This window comes from Pedobacter endophyticus, assembly GCF_015679185.1.
GTDB lineage: Bacteria > Bacteroidota > Bacteroidia > Sphingobacteriales > Sphingobacteriaceae > Pedobacter > Pedobacter endophyticus.
Genome location: NZ_CP064939.1, coordinates 2595756 through 2618158 on the forward strand (window position 1 = coordinate 2595756; position 22403 = coordinate 2618158).

At 41.8% G+C, this 22403-nt stretch carries 20 protein-coding genes and 1 riboswitch; of the genes, 10 read left to right on the forward strand and 10 right to left on the reverse strand.

Going from position 1 to position 22403, the window contains the following annotated elements:
- Nucleotides 1-58: 58 nt before the first annotated feature.
- Nucleotides 59-1012, reverse strand: a complete 954-nt coding sequence (locus IZT61_RS10415) for a Smr/MutS family protein (RefSeq protein ID WP_196101068.1) — start codon at nucleotides 1010-1012, stop codon at nucleotides 59-61.
- A 96-nt stretch (nucleotides 1013-1108) separates the two neighbouring features.
- Nucleotides 1109-2029, reverse strand: a complete 921-nt coding sequence (rsgA, locus tag IZT61_RS10420) for a ribosome small subunit-dependent GTPase A (protein WP_196101069.1) — start codon at nucleotides 2027-2029, stop codon at nucleotides 1109-1111.
- A 160-nt stretch (nucleotides 2030-2189) separates the two neighbouring features.
- On the opposite strand from rsgA, the gene IZT61_RS10425 reads away from it, so the two are divergent.
- Nucleotides 2190-2639, forward strand: coding sequence for a GyrI-like domain-containing protein (locus IZT61_RS10425; RefSeq protein ID WP_196101070.1), 450 nt, complete (start codon nucleotides 2190-2192; stop codon nucleotides 2637-2639).
- Here the strand turns inward: IZT61_RS10425 and IZT61_RS10430 are convergent.
- Nucleotides 2618-2896: a TonB-dependent receptor plug domain-containing protein gene (locus IZT61_RS10430; RefSeq protein ID WP_230383939.1), complete on the reverse strand. Its 279-nt coding sequence runs from the start codon at nucleotides 2894-2896 to the stop codon at nucleotides 2618-2620. The two genes, IZT61_RS10425 and IZT61_RS10430, sit on opposite strands and share 22 nt — an antisense overlap.
- A gap of 242 nt (nucleotides 2897-3138) precedes the next feature.
- On the opposite strand from IZT61_RS10430, the gene IZT61_RS10435 reads away from it, so the two are divergent.
- The 5 genes from IZT61_RS10435 to thrC all read left to right on the forward strand — a co-directional run bounded on the left by IZT61_RS10435 (nucleotide 3139) and on the right by thrC (nucleotide 9543).
- Nucleotides 3139-3327, forward strand: a complete 189-nt coding sequence (locus tag IZT61_RS10435; protein ID WP_230383950.1) for a hypothetical protein — start codon at nucleotides 3139-3141, stop codon at nucleotides 3325-3327.
- An 811-nt stretch (nucleotides 3328-4138) separates the two neighbouring features.
- Nucleotides 4139-4261 carry a hypothetical protein gene (locus IZT61_RS22430; protein WP_262895717.1) on the forward strand — a complete coding sequence of 41 codons (123 nt, stop codon included), beginning with the start codon at nucleotides 4139-4141 and terminating at the stop codon, nucleotides 4259-4261.
- 144 nt (nucleotides 4262-4405) lie between these two features.
- The gene (gene thrA, locus IZT61_RS10440) at nucleotides 4406-6856 is read left to right on the forward strand and encodes a bifunctional aspartate kinase/homoserine dehydrogenase I (RefSeq protein ID WP_196101073.1); all 2451 of its coding nucleotides are present in this window, start codon (nucleotides 4406-4408) and stop codon (nucleotides 6854-6856) included.
- A gap of 277 nt (nucleotides 6857-7133) precedes the next feature.
- A complete protein-coding gene (locus tag IZT61_RS10445) occupies nucleotides 7134-8066 on the forward strand; it encodes a homoserine kinase (RefSeq protein WP_196101285.1) in 933 nt (310 codons plus the stop codon).
- A 166-nt stretch (nucleotides 8067-8232) separates the two neighbouring features.
- Nucleotides 8233-9543: a threonine synthase gene (gene thrC, locus IZT61_RS10450; protein WP_196101074.1), complete on the forward strand. Its 1311-nt coding sequence runs from the start codon at nucleotides 8233-8235 to the stop codon at nucleotides 9541-9543.
- 105 nt (nucleotides 9544-9648) lie between these two features.
- Here thrC and IZT61_RS10455 read toward each other — a convergent pair whose 3' ends face one another.
- The 7 genes from IZT61_RS10455 to murQ form a co-directional block, all read right to left on the reverse strand.
- Entirely contained in the window at nucleotides 9649-10068 is a 420-nt protein-coding gene (locus tag IZT61_RS10455; protein WP_196101075.1) for a tail fiber domain-containing protein, read from the reverse strand.
- A 77-nt stretch (nucleotides 10069-10145) separates the two neighbouring features.
- Nucleotides 10146-10448 (reverse strand): hypothetical protein, encoded by a 303-nt coding sequence (locus IZT61_RS10460; RefSeq protein ID WP_196101076.1) that lies wholly within the window; start codon nucleotides 10446-10448, stop codon nucleotides 10146-10148.
- Between the two features lie 159 nt (nucleotides 10449-10607).
- Nucleotides 10608-11561, reverse strand: a complete 954-nt coding sequence (locus IZT61_RS10465; RefSeq protein ID WP_196101077.1) for a methylenetetrahydrofolate reductase — start codon at nucleotides 11559-11561, stop codon at nucleotides 10608-10610.
- A 137-nt stretch (nucleotides 11562-11698) separates the two neighbouring features.
- A complete protein-coding gene (gene metH, locus IZT61_RS10470) occupies nucleotides 11699-15397 on the reverse strand; it encodes a methionine synthase (protein WP_196101078.1) in 3699 nt (1232 codons plus the stop codon).
- Between the two features lie 198 nt (nucleotides 15398-15595).
- Nucleotides 15596-15699, reverse strand: a riboswitch (SAM riboswitch).
- Between the two features lie 566 nt (nucleotides 15700-16265).
- Complete coding sequence (locus tag IZT61_RS10475) at nucleotides 16266-17021, reverse strand: Bax inhibitor-1/YccA family protein (protein WP_196101079.1); 756 nt, start codon at nucleotides 17019-17021, stop codon at nucleotides 16266-16268.
- A 38-nt stretch (nucleotides 17022-17059) separates the two neighbouring features.
- Entirely contained in the window at nucleotides 17060-17626 is a 567-nt protein-coding gene (locus tag IZT61_RS10480) for a hypothetical protein (protein WP_196101080.1), read from the reverse strand.
- 65 nt (nucleotides 17627-17691) lie between these two features.
- Nucleotides 17692-18498, reverse strand: a complete 807-nt coding sequence (gene murQ / locus IZT61_RS10485; RefSeq protein ID WP_196101081.1) for an N-acetylmuramic acid 6-phosphate etherase — start codon at nucleotides 18496-18498, stop codon at nucleotides 17692-17694.
- A gap of 188 nt (nucleotides 18499-18686) precedes the next feature.
- Here murQ and IZT61_RS10490 point away from each other — a divergent pair, with 188 nt between their 5' ends.
- From IZT61_RS10490 to blaB1PEDO, 4 genes are all read left to right on the forward strand, one after another.
- Nucleotides 18687-20294 carry a S41 family peptidase gene (locus IZT61_RS10490; protein ID WP_196101082.1) on the forward strand — a complete coding sequence of 536 codons (1608 nt, stop codon included), beginning with the start codon at nucleotides 18687-18689 and terminating at the stop codon, nucleotides 20292-20294.
- 160 nt (nucleotides 20295-20454) lie between these two features.
- The gene (locus tag IZT61_RS10495; protein WP_196101083.1) at nucleotides 20455-21051 is read left to right on the forward strand and encodes a short chain dehydrogenase; all 597 of its coding nucleotides are present in this window, start codon (nucleotides 20455-20457) and stop codon (nucleotides 21049-21051) included.
- Nucleotides 21052-21084: 33 nt separating this feature from the next.
- The gene (locus tag IZT61_RS10500) at nucleotides 21085-21591 is read left to right on the forward strand and encodes a GNAT family N-acetyltransferase (RefSeq protein WP_196101084.1); all 507 of its coding nucleotides are present in this window, start codon (nucleotides 21085-21087) and stop codon (nucleotides 21589-21591) included.
- 77 nt (nucleotides 21592-21668) lie between these two features.
- Nucleotides 21669-22382, forward strand: coding sequence for a PEDO-3 family subclass B1 metallo-beta-lactamase (gene blaB1PEDO, locus IZT61_RS10505; RefSeq protein WP_196101085.1), 714 nt, complete (start codon nucleotides 21669-21671; stop codon nucleotides 22380-22382).
- Nucleotides 22383-22403: the final 21 nt, after the last annotated feature.

Here is a 22403-nt window from a genome sequence, read left to right on the forward strand (position 1 = left end):
GGCTCAAAATGACGATTCCGCTTGAGATTGCAAATTATTTTCTTTCGAAGCTAGCGGATTACTTAAAAACCACTTCGGTTGCTCCGTAGCCAAACTTTTCTTTCATGGCATCCATGTAGGTTTTAATATGTGGGTTTTTGCTAATCAGTTTGTGAATTTTGTTTCTCAATGTTCCATTTCCCGTGCCATGTATAAACGTCATTTTATCGAAATGATGAACAATGGCTGCATCGAGGGCGTTTTGAAAGTAGTTCAACTGAATTTGCAGAATTTCATCTGGTTCTAAAAAGTGATGATCGTCTCTAAGCTTTTCGATATGAAGATCAATTTCTTTTGCCGGAATAGCTACCGTTCTTTTTTCGTCGGCAGATTTAAAAAAGCTTTCTTTCAGTTTCTGCGCATCGATTGTTATCGGCGCAAGATCGTCGAGGCGAATTAGCCATCCCTTATTATTCAATTGCGGCAATTCTTTTTGTTCGGTAGAAAAATCCTTGGCTCTAAACTTCTTCTTAATAACCAACGGATCAACAGGTTTTACATCAGCCTTGCTAAAAATAATGATCTGAAAGGTAAATTGGGGCCAAATATCAAGATCAGCTAACGATGCAGAATAAACCAAGCTTGATTGATAAGCTTCAACCACACCATGAAATGTTCCTGCGTATTTCTCTTTCCGCTCGGTTGTTAAACCTACCAACAGCACGTTTGGCGATTGATTATACAAATGAAAATGAACCACATTCCCAACTTTGTTATCGGTGGCCGCAGCTATATAAATTCCGTTTTCAATCTTGCTTACTAACGGAATATTCACTTCAATCGGCTTTGGTGCCGTAACCTCTTCGGCAGCCGCACCATGGCCATGAACTGATGTTAAATTGCTGATCGCTACAGGTATCTCAAAACCGTCTTCATCGGTAACACCCAAAGTTTGTGTATCGATAATTTTCGTTACATAACCTTCACGTTTTTCATCAACAAAACGAACAAAATCTCCTAGTTTAAATTTCATATCTATTTTTTAACCGCAAGGGCACAAAGTACACAAAGATTTCAATTTTGCTAAGCGTAAAAATTTGCTTTATGCTTTAGTCTATAACCTTTCTGCTTAATGCCGGGTATCGTTACCGTGGTAAATGCTCAAATAGCTTTCATATCGAGACACGGCGATGTCGCCATCGTTAACTGCCTCCAAAACGGCACATCCGGGTTCGTTTACGTGACGGCAATTATTAAAACGGCAATTGTGCGAAGTTTTAAAAATCTCGGGGAAAAAGTGCCCAAGCTCTTCTTTTTCGATGTCGATGATGCCCAATTCCCTTATTCCGGGCGTATCTACAATGAAACCGCCCTGGGGCAGTTCGAACATCTCGGCAAAAGTGGTTGTATGCTGACCTTTATCACTCCAATCGGAAACTTCTCCGGTGCGCAAATCTCTGTCGGGCAACAAAGCATTAATCAGGCTCGATTTTCCTACGCCCGAATGACCCGAAATCAGGGTAATCTTATCCGTAATCAGCTCTTGAATAACTGGAATGTTGATGCCCTTTAACGCCGAAACCTGGTAACACGGATAACCAATTTTTTGGTAGATATCCTTAAACTCCTCTAAAATCTCAAGCCCCTCTTTACTAAACAAATCAAGTTTATTAAATACCAGAACTGCAGGAACATCATAGGCCTCAGCCGTAACTAAAAAACGATCGATAAAGCCAAGCGAAGTTCGCGGCGATGCCAGCGTAACCAGCAAAATAGCCATATCCAAGTTTGTAGCAAGAATCTGCGCCTGCTTGCTCAGGTTAATTGACTTGCGAATAATATAATTTTTCCGCGGCAATAACTCATTAATAATCCCCTGGTTACTATCTCTTTCAAGGTCGAATTTAACGTTGTCACCCACTGCAATTGGGTTGGTTGTCTTAATCCCTTTAATTCTAAATTTACCCACAATACGGCAGTCGTAACGTTCGCCATTATTGGCCAGAACGCTGTACCAACTTCCCGTAGATTTTATAACTAAGCCCTGCATAATTTGCAACAAAGGTAAGCATATGATTTGACTGATTTTAGCGCATGTTTAATGGCTTTTTTGAAATCGATTTGTATTATGATAGCCGAAGACTATACATCGCTTTAATTCAGCGCTATTTTCACTCGCAGAAACATTATCTTAGCCGAAAATCCGAGCAATGGAAAACTTCAAGATTATCGGCATCTCTGTCGAAACGACCAATCAAAACCAGCAGGCAGCTACCGATCTGGGCAAGCTTTGGCAGCAATTTTATACCGATGAAATCTCAAGCCAAATCGCCAATAAAGAAAGCGAGGATGTGTATGTGATCTACACAGATTATGAGAGCGACTACACAGGCAAGTACACGGCCATTATTGGGCATCGTGTAAGCTCGTTAGCTAATGTTCCGGCTGGTTTTGTGGGTAGAGAAATTAAAAATGACAGACTTTTAAGATATACCGCTAAAGGCAAGATACCCGAATCGGTTGTAGAAACCTGGGAAGAGATTTGGGCGAACAACGTGGCGCTTTACCGCACTTACGATGCTGATTTTGAAGTTTATGGTGAGAAATCGCAATTAGGAGAAAATTCGGAAGTAGAAATTTATATTGGTTTAAGGAAATAACGTTTTCGCTCCAGATAGGGCTTCAGGCGTTTGTATTCTTTTCGGGATGCCGCTTTCTTGATCGTTACTATAACAACTCCGTAGGCCGCCCGGCTGCCATATAGTGCAGTTGAAGCAGCATTTTTCAAAACGTTAAGGTTCTCAATTGTATTCGGGTTGATTAGTTGTGCCGACGATTGCTTTAGGATGTAACCTTGTTTCTTAAATACAACAACCCAGAGCGGCTGGTGTTCTGGTACCGTTACATAACACCTCATCCTTATTACAGGTTCAGTTTGTGACCAGCACTTGACACCAAGAATACAGAGTAACAAAATAATAATCGGCGCTTTCATATGGTTGACTTTATTTAATGATCCTAAATGAGCACAAATTCCATAATTTGATGTCGAAAGTGTCTGATACGCATATTTAACTTTAATGCGTATATTGATTATATGAAAAACGGGTTAGTTTAACAATTGATAAGACCATTTTACTTAGATCCAAGCAATATGCACTGAAAAATAACCTTACGCTATCAAAAATGGCCGAAGATTATTTAAAAACTGTCGTAAGTAAAAATGCGTTTGAAACACTTACCGAACTATTGGATAAACTAGATATTCCAAAAATTGATGAGGACATTGATTTTAAAAAACAATACTATGAGGAACGAGCAGAAAAATATGGTTTTAAGAAAGAATAACTCTTCGAAAGTATAAGGAGGTGAATCCGATAGTTATCGAACGATAGGTATTAACGCTGTTATTCTGAGTTTTAATTCTCAGGAAAAATCAATATGCCTGGCGGTTCTAAGTCGGTCGTCATTGTGAGGCACGAAGCAATCTACTCTGATAAAACATATCTCGAATGAGATTCCTTCAATCGATGAAAAATCGATTTCGCTACGAAGTAGCCCCTTTGGGGCAAAGACGGAAATAAAGTCAATGGTAGTGCCCGCTCATGTCATTTAGTCAAGCTCGACGGGTGTCAGTCTGAGCGGAGTCGAAGACCTTTTTTATTGGATAAAACCATTAACATCCGCCCTTCGACTCCGCTCAGGGTGACAATGTTCTATAATTTTATCCTTAACTAAATGACATTGAGTGCCCGCCTACCCGGACGGACAGGTAACGAAGAATCCCCAGGCGATGAAATACCTGCCGTAACTACCAATGAGGCGGATGAGTGGACGTTGATACTAGCTGCTCATGCTGTAATGTTCAATAAAATAACCCATAGGCGATAGGATTCCAAACTGGAGTTTTGCGGTTTATGTTCTCTTTGTGGCTGCTTGGTTAGAGATTCTCCGCTGCGCTCAGAATGACAACAATTCCCGAGCAAAAGTTAATCCTAAGCAGGCGTGAACATCTTTTGTCGATCGCAATTAAATAGGTTTTCGCGTCGTTACTTCTCATAAAGACGAATAATCATTCTTAGTTCTCGGTTCAGAAAATACGGCTATTACATACGATTAAACGTTTTATTAAAAATTTTCAATTAAATTTTAAAATTGTTTGCAATTAAGAAAAATTATCCGCTATTTTACGGTGTACAAAATACACCAAGAGAAAATGACTTTTAATACTTCAATTATTACAACCATTATTATTACCACCGGGATAAACCAGCGGGGCTAATTTGTTGTAAATTGAATTAACATAAAAACACAAAAAGCGTCCCGACGAAAATCGGGACGCTTTTTTTTTAACCAAAACCATTGAAACTGCGCAAATACACAAATTAACAAGCAAGGTGCAAGCTTCATTAAAAACCAAAAACTAATGAAAGTATTAAAATTCGGCGGCACATCCGTAGGTTCGGCCGAGAACATTAAAACGCTACTAAACATAGTGGCCAAAGAAAAATTACAGAGCAATCCGGTAGTTGTATTATCGGCAATGAGTGGCGTAACTAATTTGCTTACCGACATGGCCGAAAGTGCAGAGCGGGGCGAAGATTACGACGCAAGTTTAAAAGAAATTGAAGCCAAGCATTTTGCCGTAATTCGTTCGCTTTTACCAGCTGCGGCACAAAACCCGGTGTTTACCCGCTTGAAAATCTTTTTTAATGAACTTGAAGATTTGTTGCAGGCCGTAACCAACCTCCGCGAACTGAGCCTGCAAACGAAAGATCAGATTTTAAGCTATGGCGAGCGTTGTTCATCATTTATGATTGCGCACATTGCCTCTCAACAATTTGGCGAAGCAATGTATGTAAATGGATCGGAACTGATTAAGACAGACAGCAACTTCGGCCAGGCAAAGGTTGACACTAAACTTACTGAAATGTTGATCAACAACTTTTACGAGGCCAATAAAAGCAAGGTTTTGTTTGTTACAGGTTTCATTGCCAGCAATGCGTCAGGGCGCATAACTACGCTGGGCCGGGGCGGTTCTGATTATACTGCTGCGGTTTGGGGCGCTGCGCTAAACGCTGAGGAAATTGAAATCTGGACGGATGTAAATGGCATGATGACCGCCGATCCGCGAATTGTAAAAAAGGCTTTCTCATTACCCGAGCTGAGTTACACCGAGGCCATGGAACTGAGCTATTTTGGGGCGAAGGTGATTTATCCACCAACGATGATCCCGGCTTTCATGAAAAAAATCCCGATCGTTATCAAAAACACCTTTAAACCCGATTTTTCGGGAACCTATATAAAAAGTGACGTAAAAGTTTCGAGTTTGCCGATTAAGGGTATCTCATCTATCGATCACATTAGCATCATTAACCTCACTGGTAGCGGAATGGTGGGCAAGGCCGGCTTCAGCGGCCGTTTATTCTCCCTCCTTTCCCGCGAGCAAATTAACGTTGTACTGATTACTCAATCATCGTCAGAGCATAGCATCACTTTCGCCGTTAAGCCAACTGATGCGGAGGACGCAATTGCATTGATAAAAAAGGAATTTGAACTCGAACTCGATGCCAAAAAGCTAGAACTTCCGGTAGTAGAAAAGGATTTGGCGGTGTTGGCTATTGTAGGCGAAAACATGAAACATACGCCAGGCATGAGCGGCAGATTGTTTAACGCCCTGGGCAGAAACGGTATCAATGTGAGGGCGATTGCACAAGGATCTTCCGAATACAACATTTCGGTTATCATCAGCAAAGTCGACCTTTCGAAAGCCGTAAATGCAGTTCACGATGCGTTTTTTACCGATCTAAAACGAACACTTAACATTTTCTGTTTGGGAACGGGAAATATTGGCAAAACATTGTTTAACCAACTAAAAGAGCAAAGACCTTTCCTTGCAGAAAACAACGATTTGCAGGTGAAAGTTGCCGGAATCAGCAATACGCGTAAAATGATTTTTGAGGCCGATGGTTTATCGCTCGACAATTGGGAAACGGACCTGAACACCAATGGCGAACAGGCAGATTTAGCAGGTTTTGTAGAGCGTATGAAAGCAATGAATTTGCCAAACTGTGTTTTCGTAGACAACACGGCTTCTGAATCTCCCATCGAATTTTACCAAGGTATTTTTGAAAGCAGCATTTCGGTAGTTACGTGTAATAAAAAAGGAAATTCGGCCGATTTTGCGCAGTACAAGTCGTTTAAAGATACCGCCCGCAAGTTTGGTGTCGATTTTTACTACGAAACTAACGTTGGTGCGGGCTTACCGATTATCCGTACGCTAAAAGAACTGATGATGAGCGGCGATAAGGTGGCCCGTATTGAGGCGATTCTTTCAGGAACAATTTCTTACATTTTTAATAACTTTAAGGGTGAAGCCGGCTTTTACGAAACGGTTAAAGAAGCACAAGAACTTGGCTACACGGAACCCGATCCACGCGACGATTTGAATGGCATGGACTTTATGCGTAAAATGCTGATTTTGGCCCGCGATGCGGGTTATCCATTGGAAGCCAAAGATGTGAAGATCGACAATATTTTGCCCGAGGCTTGTTTGAAGGCAACATCGGTAGAAGATTTTTATGCCGAGTTACAAAAAAATGCGAGTTATTTTGAGGACTTAAAAAACAAAGCAACAAGCGATGGAAAAGTGTTGCGCTACATTGGCAAACTGGAAGATGGGAACGTAGAAATTAGCCTGCAAATGGTTGATGACAGCCATCCTTTCTATATGCTTTCGGGAAGCGACAACATTATCTCGTTTACAACCGACCGGTATAAATCTCGTCCGTTGGTGGTGAAAGGTCCCGGAGCTGGGGCAGAAGTTACAGCTGCCGGTGTTTTTGCCGATATTATCAACGTGGGTACGCTAAGCTGAAAGACTAAAGCTGAAAGCTAAAAGACTAAAGCTGAAAGCTGAAAGCTGAAAGCTAAAAGAATAAAGCTGAAGGCTGACAAACTAAGGCTGAAAGCGAAAGTCAATAGCCTAACCTCGCAACGCCCTGAAGGGGGCTTTACAATCCATATTACAAACAACAACATAACCAAAGGTTTTGACCCTAGGTAAAAAATAAGATAAAATGTCAAATACTAATTTAAGCCGAGCTAATGCTTTAGATATAACCGCTGGATTTTCAAAATCCGCCTCTGGGGGGTTGGGGGATAGTATCCGCGTGTTTGCCCCTGCCACTGTGGCCAATGTGGTTTGTGGCTTCGATATATTGGGGTTTGCTGTGAACGAGCCTGGTGACGAGGTTGAAATGCGTTTAACCGCTACGCCGGGTGTGATGATTAAGCGCATTACCGGAGATGATGGTCGCTTACCGTTGGATGCAGCAAAGAATACAGTAAGCGCAAGTGTGCAACATTACCTGCAACACATTAACCGCACTGATGTTGGTGTTGAAATCGAATTGCATAAAAAAATGCCCATTGGCAGCGGCTTGGGATCGAGTTCGGCCAGTACCGTTGCGGGTTTATTTGCCATTAACAAATTAATGGGCGATTTACTTACCGCCAAAGAATTGGTTCCTTTTGCTATGAAAGGCGAAGAACTGGCCTGCGGCTATGGCCATGCAGACAATGTTGCCCCCGCAATTTTGGGAGGCTTTGTACTGATCAGAAGTTACGAACCGCTTGATGTAATCTCGTTGCCAACACCTGCCGGAATGTACGCGGCAATTGTTTATCCTGAGGTGGATGTGCCGACAAAAGATGCCCGCCAAATGATTCGCAGCAAAGTGTTATTGAAAGATGCAGTTACACAACTTGGAAACGTTGCCGGTTTGGTAAGCGGACTTTTTATGAACGATTTTGATTTGATCGGCCGCAGCATGAAAGATGTTCTTGTAGAACCCACACGCTCGATACTTATTCCCGGTTTCGAAGAGATGCGAACCATTGCCATGGAAAACGGTGCAATCGGCTTCGGAATTTCAGGCTCTGGGCCCTCGGTCTTTTCGCTTGCAAAAGATGAAGACACAGCCAAAAAGATCACTAAGGCGCAACAACAGCATCTGCATAAAATAAATATCAACAGCAAGGCTTACGTTTCGTCGGTTAATGCCGAAGGCCCGAGAGTTTTGTAGAAAGGCGGATGGTTTAAGGTAAAAGGCGTAAGGTAAACCGCCCAAACATTAAATCTTTCACCTGCGATAAAATTATATCACCAGATTTTGGAAACAAGATGCAAATCACAAGGTTAAGGCATGATATTATGCAACTAACCTTACACCTCAAACCTTACACCCTGAAATGAAACTATATTCAACCAACAATAAAGATTTACGCATTTCTTTTAAAGATGCAGTTTTTAATAGCATGCCGCAAGATAAAGGCTTATACATGCCTGTTGAGATTCCTCAACTCGACGCGGATTTTATAGAAAATATCGAAAATTATTCCTTGCCTGAAATCGCTTATAAAGTTGCTTCTGCCCTTTTAAAAGATGAAATTCCTGCGGAAGATTTGAAAGCGCTGATCGATGATGCAATTAACTTTGAGGCCCCTGCGGTGAAGCTCGATAACAAGACTTTTGCGCTTGAGCTTTTCCACGGACCGTCGCTAGCCTTTAAGGATTTCGGTGCACGGTTTATGAGTCGCGTGATGGCTTATTTCTTAAAAGATGGCGAACAGTTGCTCGATGTTCTGGTGGCCACTTCTGGCGATACCGGCGGGGCAGTTGCTTTGGGATTTTTAGGGGTACCAAATACAAGAGTTACCATTCTCTACCCCGAAGGAAAGGTAAGCCCGATACAAGAACTGCAGTTAACAACCAACGGACAAAACATTCGGGCAATTGAAGTTAAAGGTACTTTTGATGATTGCCAGGCTTTAGTGAAACAGGCTTTTGCTGATGCCGAACTAAATGCCAAATTCCGCTTAACGTCGGCCAATTCCATTAATATTTCGAGGTTAATACCACAAACTTTCTACTACTTTAATACCTATGCGCAGTTGAAGCGGCAGGGTTTAAACGATGTGATCTTCTCTGTGCCGAGTGGCAATTTCGGAAACATCGGCGCCGGTTTATTGGCTTATAAATTGGGTTTGCCAGTGAAGCAGTTTATTGCCGCAACAAACATCAACGATACCGTTCCACGCTTTTTAGCATCTGGCGTTTACGAAGCCAAACCGTCTACCCAAACTTACTCCAACGCGATGGATGTAGGTGCGCCAAGCAATTGGGTTCGTATTATGGATCTTTTTAACAATAACGTTGAGGAACTAAAACAAATAGTTACTTCTTACCGCTTCAACGACGAAGAAACGCTTGCAGGTATTAAAGAAATTGATTCGAAATTTGATTATGTTGCTTGCCCCCACACAGCGATTGCCTATTTAGCGATTGAGCAATTTAGAAACGAAAACCCCGAAGATGAAAGTGCCGCCGTATTTTTATCAACAGCCCATGCTTGTAAATTTCCCGACATTTTTCCTGTAGATATCGCAGCTAAAATAGAAATCCCCGAACAGGTTAGCGCCTTAGCTGGTAAGCCAAAGCAAGCTGAGCAATTGGATGTTGATTTTGACGGTTTTAAGCGTTATTTGTTGGAGATGAGTTAATGTGGATTAGAAATCCACGATTCGGAGGTCGAAATTACAAATCGACCAGCAGCCATGCAGTAATTAAAAAACAAAAGGTCGAGCAAAAATTGCTCGACCTTTTGTTTACTTAGCCCTTTCTGTCCTCAGCGACCTTATTTCTCGCTTAAGGTCTTCAATCTGCTGCTGCTGCTCTTTAATACTGCCAACCAGCAAGGGAATTAAACTTTCATAATCAACCTTGGTAATTGTTGCATACGACGATGCGTTCTTCCCTGTTGGGTAATCTTTCGCTTGAACGGTGATCAGGCTCGGCACCGAAGCTTTTGCAGCTGACCCAACAAAACCATATTGCTCCGTAACCGGAAGTTTCAATTTATTTGCCCAGGATTTATCATAATTGAAGCTAACAGGCTCCAACTTAGAAACCATCTCAAGCGAATTGTTTACAGGTTTTACATTTGTTTGTGTTACTTCTTGTGCACTAATTTTTAGCGATGCGGCAATTAAAAATACCGCAAAAGAAAATGAAATTGCTCGTTTCATAGTATATATAATTTAAATTTTTGAAAATAAGAGTTAATCCCAGTGGGATAAAAGGAATAAATGAAGAAAATATGTGCTTAAACGGATGGCGGAGGTGTTAATACCTCGGGGAAATAATTCAATTGACTAAGATGGCTTGGAACCACCACTTTTTTCGAAGTTTCAGGGCTATAAAATGCACTTTCAAAGGTTAAAAAACTGTGAGCAAAATATTCGGTCTCCACTTTTCTTTCTTCTTTTTCGGTCGCATCGTCATTAAGCAATGAATGCTCAACATCTGCCTTCGAAAAAGCTAAATACGATAAAGCACTGCTCACCTTAAAAAATAGGGCAAGTGCAATGCAAATCATCAATATATATTTAAGCTTCTCGAACTTCATTAATTACAAATATAACCAAATCGCTATAAAAACATCAACTGAATAGCTAAAGTTCTGTCAAAAAGAAAAAAGGATTTTTGAACCAATAAGGCGTAAACCAAGAGAAGTCAAGTTTTTAAAAACTTGACTTCTCCAAAAAACAATTTGTTCTTGCAACGCCTAAAAAATTGCCCTTGCAATCTGTTTAGTTTGTTCTGGCTTACCCATGGTATAGAAATGCAATACTGGCACACCAAAATCGATCAGCTCTTTACATTGTTTAATCATTGCTTGGGTACCTATTTCCCTTGCTTCGGCGTTGTTTTTGGCGTAAGATAACGCGTCAGTTAATTCGTCCGGCAAATCGATGTGGAAGATTTTAGGCAGCACATTTAGTTGTGTTAACGTGCTGATCGGCTTCAAACCTGGAATTATCGGCACGTTGATATCATTTTCCCTGCATTTTTTAACAAAATCGAAATACTTCTGATTGTCGAAAAACATTTGCGTAACGATGAACTCGGCGCCCATGTCTACTTTCTTTTTCAGAAATTTAAAATCTGCGTTAAGATTAGGTGCCTCGAAGTGTTTTTCGGGGTATCCGGCAACGCCAATACAGAAATCGCTCTTGAAAGTTTCTACATCTTCGTGCAAAAATTTCCCGTTGTTGTGGTTCTTTATATGTTGAATAAGGTCTGTTGCGTAGCAATGTCCCCCTTTTGTGGGTACAAAGGCGTTATCCGCAGCCCTGGCGTCGCCACGTAAGGCCAAAACATTGTCGATACCCAAAAACTGAAGATCGATTAATGCATTTTCAGTCTCCTCTTTTGTGAATCCCCCACAAATTAAATGTGGAACTGCATCGATTTTGTATTTATGAATAATAGCCGCACAAATGGCAATGGTTCCCGGGCGCTTGCGGTAAGAAACCTTTTGCAGCAAGCCATTTTCCTGTTCTTTGTAAATATAATCCTCACGCAGAGATGTTACATCAATAAATGGCGGGTTGAATTCCAATAATGGGTCAATGGCATCATAAATCCACTGAATACTCTGGCCCTTTATCGGCGGCAATAACTCGAATGAAAATAAGGTTTTACCTTTTGCGTTCTTTATATGTTCTGTAATTTTCATGTGCCCAAACCCCTCAAAGGGCTTTCATTTTTAATTTATATTTTTTTCGTTTCCAGCTTTAACTTTTGTCATTCCGATAGCTATCGGATGACAACAACTCCGACAAAAGTCATATCTTCCTCTTCGGGTGCCAAGCGTTAATAGGCCAAATTGGGGCTAAGCCATCTTTCTACTTCGTCTATCGACATGTTCTTTCGCACTGCATAATCCTCTACCTGATCTTTTGTAATTTTACCCAGGCCAAAGTACCTTGAATCTGGATGCGCAAAATAAAATCCGCTTACCGCAGCCGTTGGATACATGGCGTAGCTTTCTGTCAGTCGAAGCCCAATTTGGTTCTCCGCATCGAGCAATTCAAACAAGGTTCCCTTTTCGGTATGCTCAGGACAGGCTGGATAACCTGGCGCCGGACGAATCCCTGCGTATTCTTCTTTGATTAATTCTTGATTATTGAGGTTTTCATTTTTGGCATAACCCCAAAATTCTTTACGAACCCGCTCGTGCATCCGCTCAGCAAATGCTTCGGCCAACCGATCGGCCAAGGCTTTTGCCATGATGCTATTATAATCGTCGTGGTTTGCTTCAAATTCAGCCACCAACTCATCAATTCCGATGCCCGTTGTTACGGCAAAACCACCGAAATAATCCTGTATTCCGCTTTCTTTTGGTGCAATGAAATCAGATAACGCATAATAGGGTTGCCCATCTACTTTTTCTGCTTGCTGGCGGAGGGTGTGGATAGTTGTTAGCTTGGGGCTTGGAGCTTGGAGTTTGGAATCTCCCAACTCAACACTCCCAACTCTCAACTCAATGTCGTCTCCAACCGAATTTGCTGGCCAAAAACCAATAACGCCCCTGGCGGTCAATAATTTTTCATCCAAAATCCGTTTCAGCAAGGTTTGTGCATCGTCGAAAAGCTTTTTAGCCTCATCGCCAACGTTCTTATCATCGAATATTTTAGGGTAGCTTCCGCGAAGTTCCCAGGTGTGGAAAAACGGTGTCCAATCGATATAAGGCACCAATTCTTCTAAAGGATAGTTATCAAAAACCCGTGTTCCTGTAAATTCCGGAACAGGAAGGTTTCGATCGAAATCGATCTTAAATTTGTTTTCGCGGGCTTCGTCAATCGTTTTAAAACGCTTATCAGACCGTTTGTTTAAATGCGCCTCTCGTGCTTTTTCGTACTCGGCCTTAATTCCGGCAACATAATCGCCTTTCGTTTCAGGGTTCATCAAGGTGCTGCAAACGGTTACACTTCTCGATGCATCCAAAACGTGTATAGCGGGACCTGAATAATTTGGCGCCACTTTTACGGCGGCATGAATGCGGGATGTGGTTGCGCCGCCAATAATTAACGGTATGGTGAAGCCTTCGCGTTCCATTTCCTTGGCAAAATGAACCATTTCATCCAGCGATGGCGTAATTAATCCGCTTAAACCAATAATATCGGCATTAATTTCTTTGGCTTTTTTGATGATATCTTGCGCAGGAACCATCACGCCCATATCTACAATCTCGAAGTTGTTACAGGCAAGCACTACGCCTACGATATTTTTTCCGATATCATGAACATCACCTTTTACTGTAGCCATCAGCACTTTCCCTGCGGATGAATTTTGATCCTGATCGGGGTTGTCTAACTTTTCTTGTTCGATGAAAGGAAGCAGGTAAGCCACGGCCTTTTTCATTACACGGGCCGATTTTACCACTTGGGGCAGGAACATTTTGCCAGCGCCAAATAAATCGCCAACGATGTTCATACCATCCATCAATGGGCCTTCAATTACCTGAATAGGCCGGGCATATTTCTGGCGTGCTTCTTCCACATCGTCGTCTAAATACTCCACCAAACCCTTTACCAGCGAATGGGATAATCTTTCTTCAACGGTGCCTTTTCGCCATTGTTCATCTTTAACAATTTCTTTTCCTTTGGATTTTACCGTTTCGGCATATTCAACCAAACGTTCGGTTGCATCATCTCTGCGATTCAGCAGTACATCTTCAACCCGCTCCAAAAGCTCGGGCGGAATTTCCTGATAAACCTCTAACATTCCGGCATTTACAATGCCCATATCTAAACCTGCCCGGATAGCATGGTAAAGAAATGCGGAGTGCATCGCTTCGCGAACCACATTATTTCCCCTAAAAGAGAATGATATGTTGGAAACGCCACCACTCACTTTCGCGTGAGGCAGGTTTTCTTTAATCCAACGGGTGGCGTTAATAAAGTCGACAGCATAGTTATTATGCTCCTCCAGTCCGGTGGCAACGGTTAAGATGTTCGGATCGAATATAATGTCTTCTGGCGGGAAACCAATTTCATTTACTAAAATATCGTAGCTGCGTTTACAGATTTCTATCCTTCGTTGATAGTTGTCTGCCTGCCCTTGCTCATCAAACGCCATTACCACAACTGCTGCGCCGTATTGCATAATTTTGCGGGCACTCTCACGGAACTTTTCTTCGCCTTCTTTTAACGAAATAGAGTTTACGATCCCTTTTCCCTGCAAACATTTTAAGCCGTTTTCAATCACCGACCACTTAGAGGAGTCGACCATGATGGGTAGCTTGGCAATATCCGGCTCGGAAGCAATTAAGTTTAAAAACTTAGTCATAGCGGCTTCCGAATCGAGCATCCCCTCATCCATGTTCACATCGATAATCTGTGCGCCTCCCTCTACTTGTTGTAAGGCCACGGCAAGTGCCGCTTCATAATCGCCGCTTAAAATAAGCTTAGAAAACTTGGGCGATCCGGTGATGTTCGTTCGCTCTCCAACGTTCACAAAAATGCTGTCGGGCTTAATGGTTACGGGCTCAAGGCCGCTCAACCTCATGTATGGCTCTATAGTTGGCAACTTTCTTGGCGCCGCTTTTTTGGCGTTATTGGCGATACAACCAATATGCTCTGGGGTGGTACCGCAGCAGCCGCCGACAATATTCACAAATCCGGAAGCGATAAAATCATCAACCAGATGAGCGGTTTCATGCGGTTGTTCATCGTAGGCACCGAACTCGTTTGGTAAGCCTGCATTTGGATAGGCCGATACATAACAGCCCGCTTTTGCAGCCAGTTCTTCAATATGTGGGCGCATTTCTTTTGCACCCAAGGCACAGTTAAAACCAATACTTAAGGGTTTAGCGTGCATTACAGAGTTTAAAAAAGCCTCTGCAGTTTGGCCAGACAAGGTTCTACCAGACGCATCGGTAATGGTTCCTGAAATCATGATCTCAAGTTTTCTTCCGATTACCTCTTCATATTTTTTTATGGCAACAATGGCCACTTTGGCATTCAGCGTATCGAAAATTGTTTCGATTAACAGCACATCGGAACCCCCATCTACCAGGCCGCGAACCTGCTCGTAATAAGCGGCCTCAAGCTCGTCGAAATAAACCGCCCTAAAACCGGGATCGTTTACATTTGGCGACATGGACAGCGTGCGGTTGGTTGGGCCTATCGCACCTGCTACAAAGCATTTTCTATCCGGATTGGCCGCCATAAATTCCGTAGCCGCCTCTTTGGCAACACGAGCGCCTTCGTAGCTGAGTTCGTAAGAAAGATCTTCCATTTGGTAATCAGCCATCGAAATTCTTTGCGTACTGAAGGTATTGGTTTCGATAATATCAGCACCTGCCGCTAAATATTCAAGATGTATCGCCTTGATAATATCAGGACGTGTAATGTTGAGCAAATCATTATTGCCCTTCACATCGCATGGATGATTTTTAAACCTTTCGCCCCTAAAATCTTCTTCTGTTAAAGTATAGCGTTGAATCATAGTGCCCATTGCACCATCAATTACTAAAATACGCTTTTCTAATTCTTCTCTTATACTCATTTGATTTTTTAGATGTGAGATATGAGATGTGAGATAAGAGAAGCAAGTTCCATATCTATTGTCTCAAATCATGTGAGATTGGAAACAGTCATTACAAGATTGGAGTAGACGCATAACCGTCTCAATCTCAAATCTATTGTCTCAAATCTCCCCTCAAAAATGCTTATTTAAAAAGTTGGTACGAGAATCGTAATCCTAAACTTATCTGTTCCCGCTATTTGCAGAATAGAATTTAGCACCTTGTGTGGCACAGGTTGCTAAGACTTCGTTGGGTCTAATCCCTCCGTCTTTCTTAATAAGCACACAAAAATGCAACAAAGCAACATCAATTCCAAAAATTATCGGTCGCTAGCCAAATAAAATTACAAAGGCCGTGCAAAACTGTGCAACGTTTGAAATATTGTTTTGTTTACCAGGGAGCTTAGGCCCATCGACCCGTCATTTCGAGCGCCCGCCCAACGTCGTTTAGTTAAGGAAAAAACAAAAAACATTGTCACCCTGAGCATTTCAGCTGGAGTTTATCTTGAGCGTAGACGAAAGACTCAATACAGGCTTAGTCGAAGGGCGATGTTTATTTGTTTTTTCCTACAGAAAGGGTCTTCGACTGAGTTTATCTTGAGCATTTCGACTACGCTCAATACAAGCTCAAGTCGAAAGGCTCAGATCCGATAGCTATCGGATGACACCCGTCGAGCTTACCTGTGCTGGTCGAGATTTCCAATCTCGACCCAAATAACGCTGGATTTAAAATCCAGAGCTAGACGAGTCAGGATTACAAATCTGATTAGCGGATCCACTAGCCGATCCCCCAAAAACACAAAGGCCACGCAAATTGCGTGGCCTTTGAAATACTGTTTTGTTACTTTGATTACTTTCTGCTTCCGAAGATGCGTAAAAGGAATAAAAAGATATTTAAGAAATCAAGATATAACGATAAAGCAGCAACAATAGCCATTTTTTTAGATTCTACCTGAAGCACTTGCTCGCCACTAGCTTCAATTCCCTGACCAATTCGCTTAATCTTTTGCACATCGTAAGCTGTTAAAGCTGTAAAAATGGCAATACCAATATAGGCCATAAACAAGCTGAACTGTTCGCTTTGAATAAAGAAATTTATTACACTTGCGATAACCAAGCCAATTACGCCAACCATTAAAATCGGGCCAAACTTACTTAAATCAATATTGGTGGTATATCCCATAAAGGCCATAATTCCAAATATTCCTGCGGCACCGGCAAAACAACTTACGATAGAACCCGAGGTATAGGTAAGCAATATAAAACTTAAACTAACTCCTGTTAATACAGAATAAAGTACAAAAACACCTATTAAAGCAGGCAATGACAATCGGCTGAGGCCAAATCCCATTAAAAGGACTAAACCTAGTGGAGCAAACATAGCTATGTAGCCGAAAATTGACATACCAACTTTCCCTGTAGATGGATTAATGGTTAAAAGGTATTGCATTAATTGCTCATTAGTTCCAAAAACATAAGCGGCAGCGGTTGATAAACTTAATGCCACAAACATCCATAAGAAAACGTTGGCAAAGAATTTTCTCGAAACAGAATTTTCTTGTACGAAAACACTGTTGTTTTGATATTGATAATTTTGTTGATCCATTTTTTTATTGTGTATTAAATCTTATAAAGATAAAAAAATTAGTTTAATCTTTTTGTCAATAGTTCTTCAACTTTTTTAAAGATCTGCACGGGTTTCAAGGTTCTCCAGGGCAGATGATCAAAGGCGCCTCCAAAATTGATGAAATAATCGATGTTGTTATCCCTGAATTCTGAAATTACGTGCTCCTGAAAATTAATACCTACAATCCAGCCTTCTTCGATCTCCTGAAACCATTCTTCGTAGTAACTATCATCTGAAGCGTGAAAATTAAGTACATTTTCGCCAATCAATATAAACTTGGTAATCCCTTCGTCTATCATTAGCTCCAGTATATCGCGTTTCAGCAACATAATATCGTTATTTATGGCATCGTTCCATTCTCCTATAAATTCAATAATCGCATATCCCCGATCGTAATCTGCAAAAAGCACTTTCAAATACAAGGTGTTCGATCCAAATTCGTCCCATTGTGGATGCAGCAGGAAGTTATAGATCTGCTTATCGAAATAAAGTTCAGAATATTCGATATTATAAAATGGCGAACGTTCATCTTCAGAAGAGGTGTAATCATCTCTCCATTGGTAATATGGCTCTATTTCGTGCATAAGGATGATGTTGGATTGATGAATTGCGGAAATCTAAAATCGTAATTGTACAATCGTAAATTAATTTAATGTTGCCCGGCTTCCACCGCTTTACGCACACTTCCGTATTGGTTTAACAGATCAGCTGCCTCATCGTACCCAATATTCAGTTCATCAGCTACCATTTGTGTGCCGCGATCAACCAGTTTATTATTTGTTAACTGCATATCGACCATTTTATTGCCAACCACGCGACCCAACTGCACCATTACAGTGGTACTCAGCATGTTTAAAACCAATTTCTGTGCCGTTCCCGATTTCATTCTTGTAGATCCTGTAATAAATTCAGGTCCTACAACCACTTCAACAGGGAAATCAGACTCGGCCGCAATTGGTCCTCCGGTATTGCAAACGATACAACCCGTTAAAATGCCATGTTTACGGGCAGTGTTTAAGCCACCAATTACGTAAGGTGTGGTGCCCGATGCAGCTAATCCAACAAGGCAATCTTTTTCATTGATATCAAACTCCTGAAGATCTTTCCAGGCTTGCTCAGCATCATCTTCGGCAAATTCTACTGCTTTTCTAATGGCGGTATCGCCACCTGCAATAATTCCAACTACCCAGTCAAACGGAACGCCATAGGTTGGCGGACATTCGGAGGCATCAACTACTCCTAAACGGCCACTTGTGCCTGCGCCAATGTAAAAAAGACGCCCGCCTTTTTTCATTCTATCGGCCACCGCCGAAGTTAATCGCTCTATTTGAGGCAATGATTTCTCAACGGCATAAGCTACAGTCTTGTCTTCGTTATTAATGCCCTGCAAAACCTCTAAAACCGACATTTGCTCAATGTCGTTATAATTTGATTCTTGCTCGGTTACTCTGTTCATAAATTTAATTTTGATAAAATTCGGTAAATTCTTTTAAAAACAATCTTAAAAACTCAAAATTGTGCACCACAAAATTCTGAGCCGCGATTTCGGCGGTTAATTTATGTTAAAAATTATAAACAAAAGACATAAATGTGCAGTTAAAATATAAGCAACCCACTTATTTTCATAAATTTGCATCAACGCCGATGAAAAAAAATACCCGTAATAATATACTCATTGCCTTAAGCTATTCTGTAATTTTAATAGTGGGCATGGTATTAGGTATTAAATTCATCAAAGACCAGGGTTTTGGCGTTAAACGAAGTCCACAGCTGGCCAGCAACAGCGATGGCAAACTCGAGGAGATTCTCCATATCATCAACAAAAACTATGTAGATGACATTAACACCGACTCTTTACAAAACCTGCCAATTGACAGCGTTTTGCATCAGCTTGACCCGCATAGTGTTTACCTGCCCCCTACCGATGCACAAGACATGACCGATAACCTGGAAGGGAATTTTGAGGGCGTTGGTATAGAATATTACATGCTTAATGATACAATGATGGTTACCGGCGTTGTTAAAGACGGGCCGGCATCGCAAGCAGGAATAAAACTTGGCGATAAGATTATTAGCATAGATACATTTGTAGTAAGTGGCAGAAACCTACCAAAAGAGCAGTTAACGGGCCGTTTTAGAGGCAAGGCCGGTAGCGGCGTAAGTGTAAGCCTCATTCATAACGGCGCCCAGGCGCCCAGCCGCTTAATGGTAACACGGGGCAAGGTAAACATCAGCAGTATTGATGCGGCCTATATGATCAATAATGAAACAGGCTACATCCGCATCAGTAAATTTGGTGCGAATACAGATAACGACTTTTCGAGTGCCGCCAATAGTTTAAAAGCAAGGGGAATGAAAAAGCTCATTCTCGATTTACGCGATAATGGCGGTGGGTATTTTTCTGCAGCTACAGGTTTAGCCGACCAGTTTTTGCCCGAGAACAAATTGATTGTTTATACCCAGGGCAAGCACGAGCCACGCACCGACTACTTTTCTACTGGTACCGGAACTTTTCAAACCGGCAAATTGGCCATACTCATTAATGAAAACACCGCCTCGGCAAGTGAAATTGTTGCGGGCGCAATACAGGATTTGGGCAGGGGCATTATTGTTGGCCGCCGATCGTTTGGAAAGGGCTTGGTGCAAGAGCAATTTGCCTTTGGCGATGGTTCGGCACTTAACTTAACCATTGCACGATATTACACGCCATCGGGCAAAAGCATCCAAAAATCTTACAAAAAAGGCTACGATGTTTACAAGCATGAGCTTGATGAAAGGATGATAAACGGAGAGCTTACCGGCGATCATAACTCATTTCAAGATTCGGTAGAGAAAACAGAGGGCGTTAACATTCAACGTAACAACAAAATAAAACCAAGTGGTGGTATTCAGCCCGATATTTTTGTAAAGCTCGATACCATGGGCTACAATAAATTCTATGCAAACCTGGTGAGCAAAAAAGTACTCTCCGATTATGTTTTTAATGTACTAACTAGCAAATACAGCGCAAGCTTTGTTGAGCAAAATGTGAATACTTTTGTTTTAGGCGATAATGATTTTAAAGATTTTATCGGTTTTATTCAACGCAAAAACATGCCGATAGACCGCTACCAATTGTACAGTGCCAGGAGTGTAATTTTAAACGATTTAAAAGCGCTACTTTGTAGATATTATATGGGCGATGTTGGCTATTATAAAGCAGTAAATCAAACAGATAACGCAGTAAAGCAAGCGCTTCTTAACCTGCAATAGCGCCGGGTTTATCTTTTTTTTGGCGGGCGCATGGAGGTTTAGCTTTTGGCTGCGCTGGTAAAACGCAGAATGCCTTCGTCTAGCATCTTGTATCAACATCGAAGCCACAAAATATCAATCCAAAATTGTTTTTCATCACAGCTAATCAATAGAAATAAATATGAAAATAATTATTGTTGGCGCAACCGGAACACTGGGAAAAAGGGTGACTGAAGCCTTTGCCAAAGAACATGAAGTTGTTCGGGTAGGCAATACACAGGGCGACATACAAATCGACATTACCAACGAAACATCGATAAAGGCAATGTTTGAACAAGTTGGCGCATTCGATGCCCTGATTAGCACCAGCGGGAAGGGCCCATTTTTGCCCTTAAACGAAATGACCGGCGAGGCGTTTAAAACCGGTTTGTTAGATAAGTTGTTAGGTCAGGTAAACCTGGTACTTATCGGCCAGCACTACATTAACAAGGGTGGCTCATTCACGTTAACATCGGGCATATTGGCCGATTACCCATTTGCTGCCGGGTCGGCCCTGAGCGCTGCAAATGGCGGCCTTAATGCATTTGTTATGGCGGCGGCGGCCGAGCTAACAAACAATGTGCGCCTGAATGTGGTAAGCCCCAACGTTGTTGAAGATTCGCCAGCTTATTTCGATTCTTTTCCAGGCGAAACGCCCGTTGCAATGGACAGGGTGGTTAGCGCATTTAAGAAAAGCGTTCTAGGTATAGCCACGGGACAAGTAATCAGAGTTTATTAGCACGAAAAAGGCCATTGCGAAGTCTTTCGAGATATGATAGAAACAGAAAAGCTCATTTTAAGACCGCTTACGCATAACCAGCTGGCAAAGTACATTAATGACGACAATTCGCTGGAAGAAGAATTCGGTCTTTTGCGTAGCATGAAGCATATTTCGCCATCGTTACAAAATGCGCTAAAGAAGAGCATTTTGCCCGGGGTGTTAAGCAATGATCACGATTACTTTTACCATACCTTGTGGGCGATTATAGCTAAGCCGGATCGGAAAATAGTTGGCGACATTTGTTTTGTTGGCGAACCCGATTCAAACGGCGAAATAGAAATTGGTTACACCACTTATGAAGAATTTCGTGGAAGGGGATTTATGACGGAAGCCGTAGGCCGATTGCTCGACTGGGCAAGGGAGCAGCCGGAGGTTAAGTCTGTTTTCGCCTCAACTGAGAAAGAAAACACTGCGTCGTACGCCATATTACAAAAAAACAACTTTATCTATCTTGGCGATGTTGATGGAATGATGACCTGGAAAATCGAATTGAAGTAATTTAAATCCCTTGTGTTCGTTTGCATTAAAAGCAATCATTTTTTATTTTTTTAGCCCCAACCGTTAAACTTAATGCCATGCACTACCTTTTTTCTTTTTTACTTTGTTTATCCAGTCTTGTTTCTTTCTCGCAAAACCCTAAAATAAAAATCAAACATTTAACAGGCGATTTGTACACCTACACCACATACAATACCTATAAAGGCGCTGTAACCGATGCCAATGCGGTGTATCTGGTTACCAATAAAGGCGTTGTGGTGATTGATGCGCCGTGGGATGCCACGCAGTTCGAGCCGTTTTTAGATTCCATTCAAGCCAGACACCATCAAAAAGTAGTATTGGCCATTGCCACACATTCGCACGGCGACCGGGCTGGTGGCCTGGCATTTTTTAAAAGTAAGGGCATAAGCACATACACGAGCAAATTGACCGACGAAATTCTGAAAGCCAGCAAAGCGCCTCGTGCAGCTCATACTTTTGCCAACGATACTACTTTTACTGTAGGCCAGTATAAAATAAACACTTACTACGCGGGTAAGGGGCATACAAAAGATAATCTGACCATTTGGTTTCCAAAAGATAAGGTCTTATTTGGGGGTTGCCTGATAAAAAGCACCAGGGCAACGGATTTGGGTTATATTGCAGAGTCGGACTTAGCTGCATGGCCAAAAAGCATTGAAAAGTTAAAGCAAAAATACCCCGACACGAAGTTTGTTGTTACAGGACACGATGCCTGGGGAAATAGGGAATCGTTAGCTTATACCCAAAAGCTGTTGAGGGAGAAAAAGTAACCAAACTCGCTTTTATCAAAA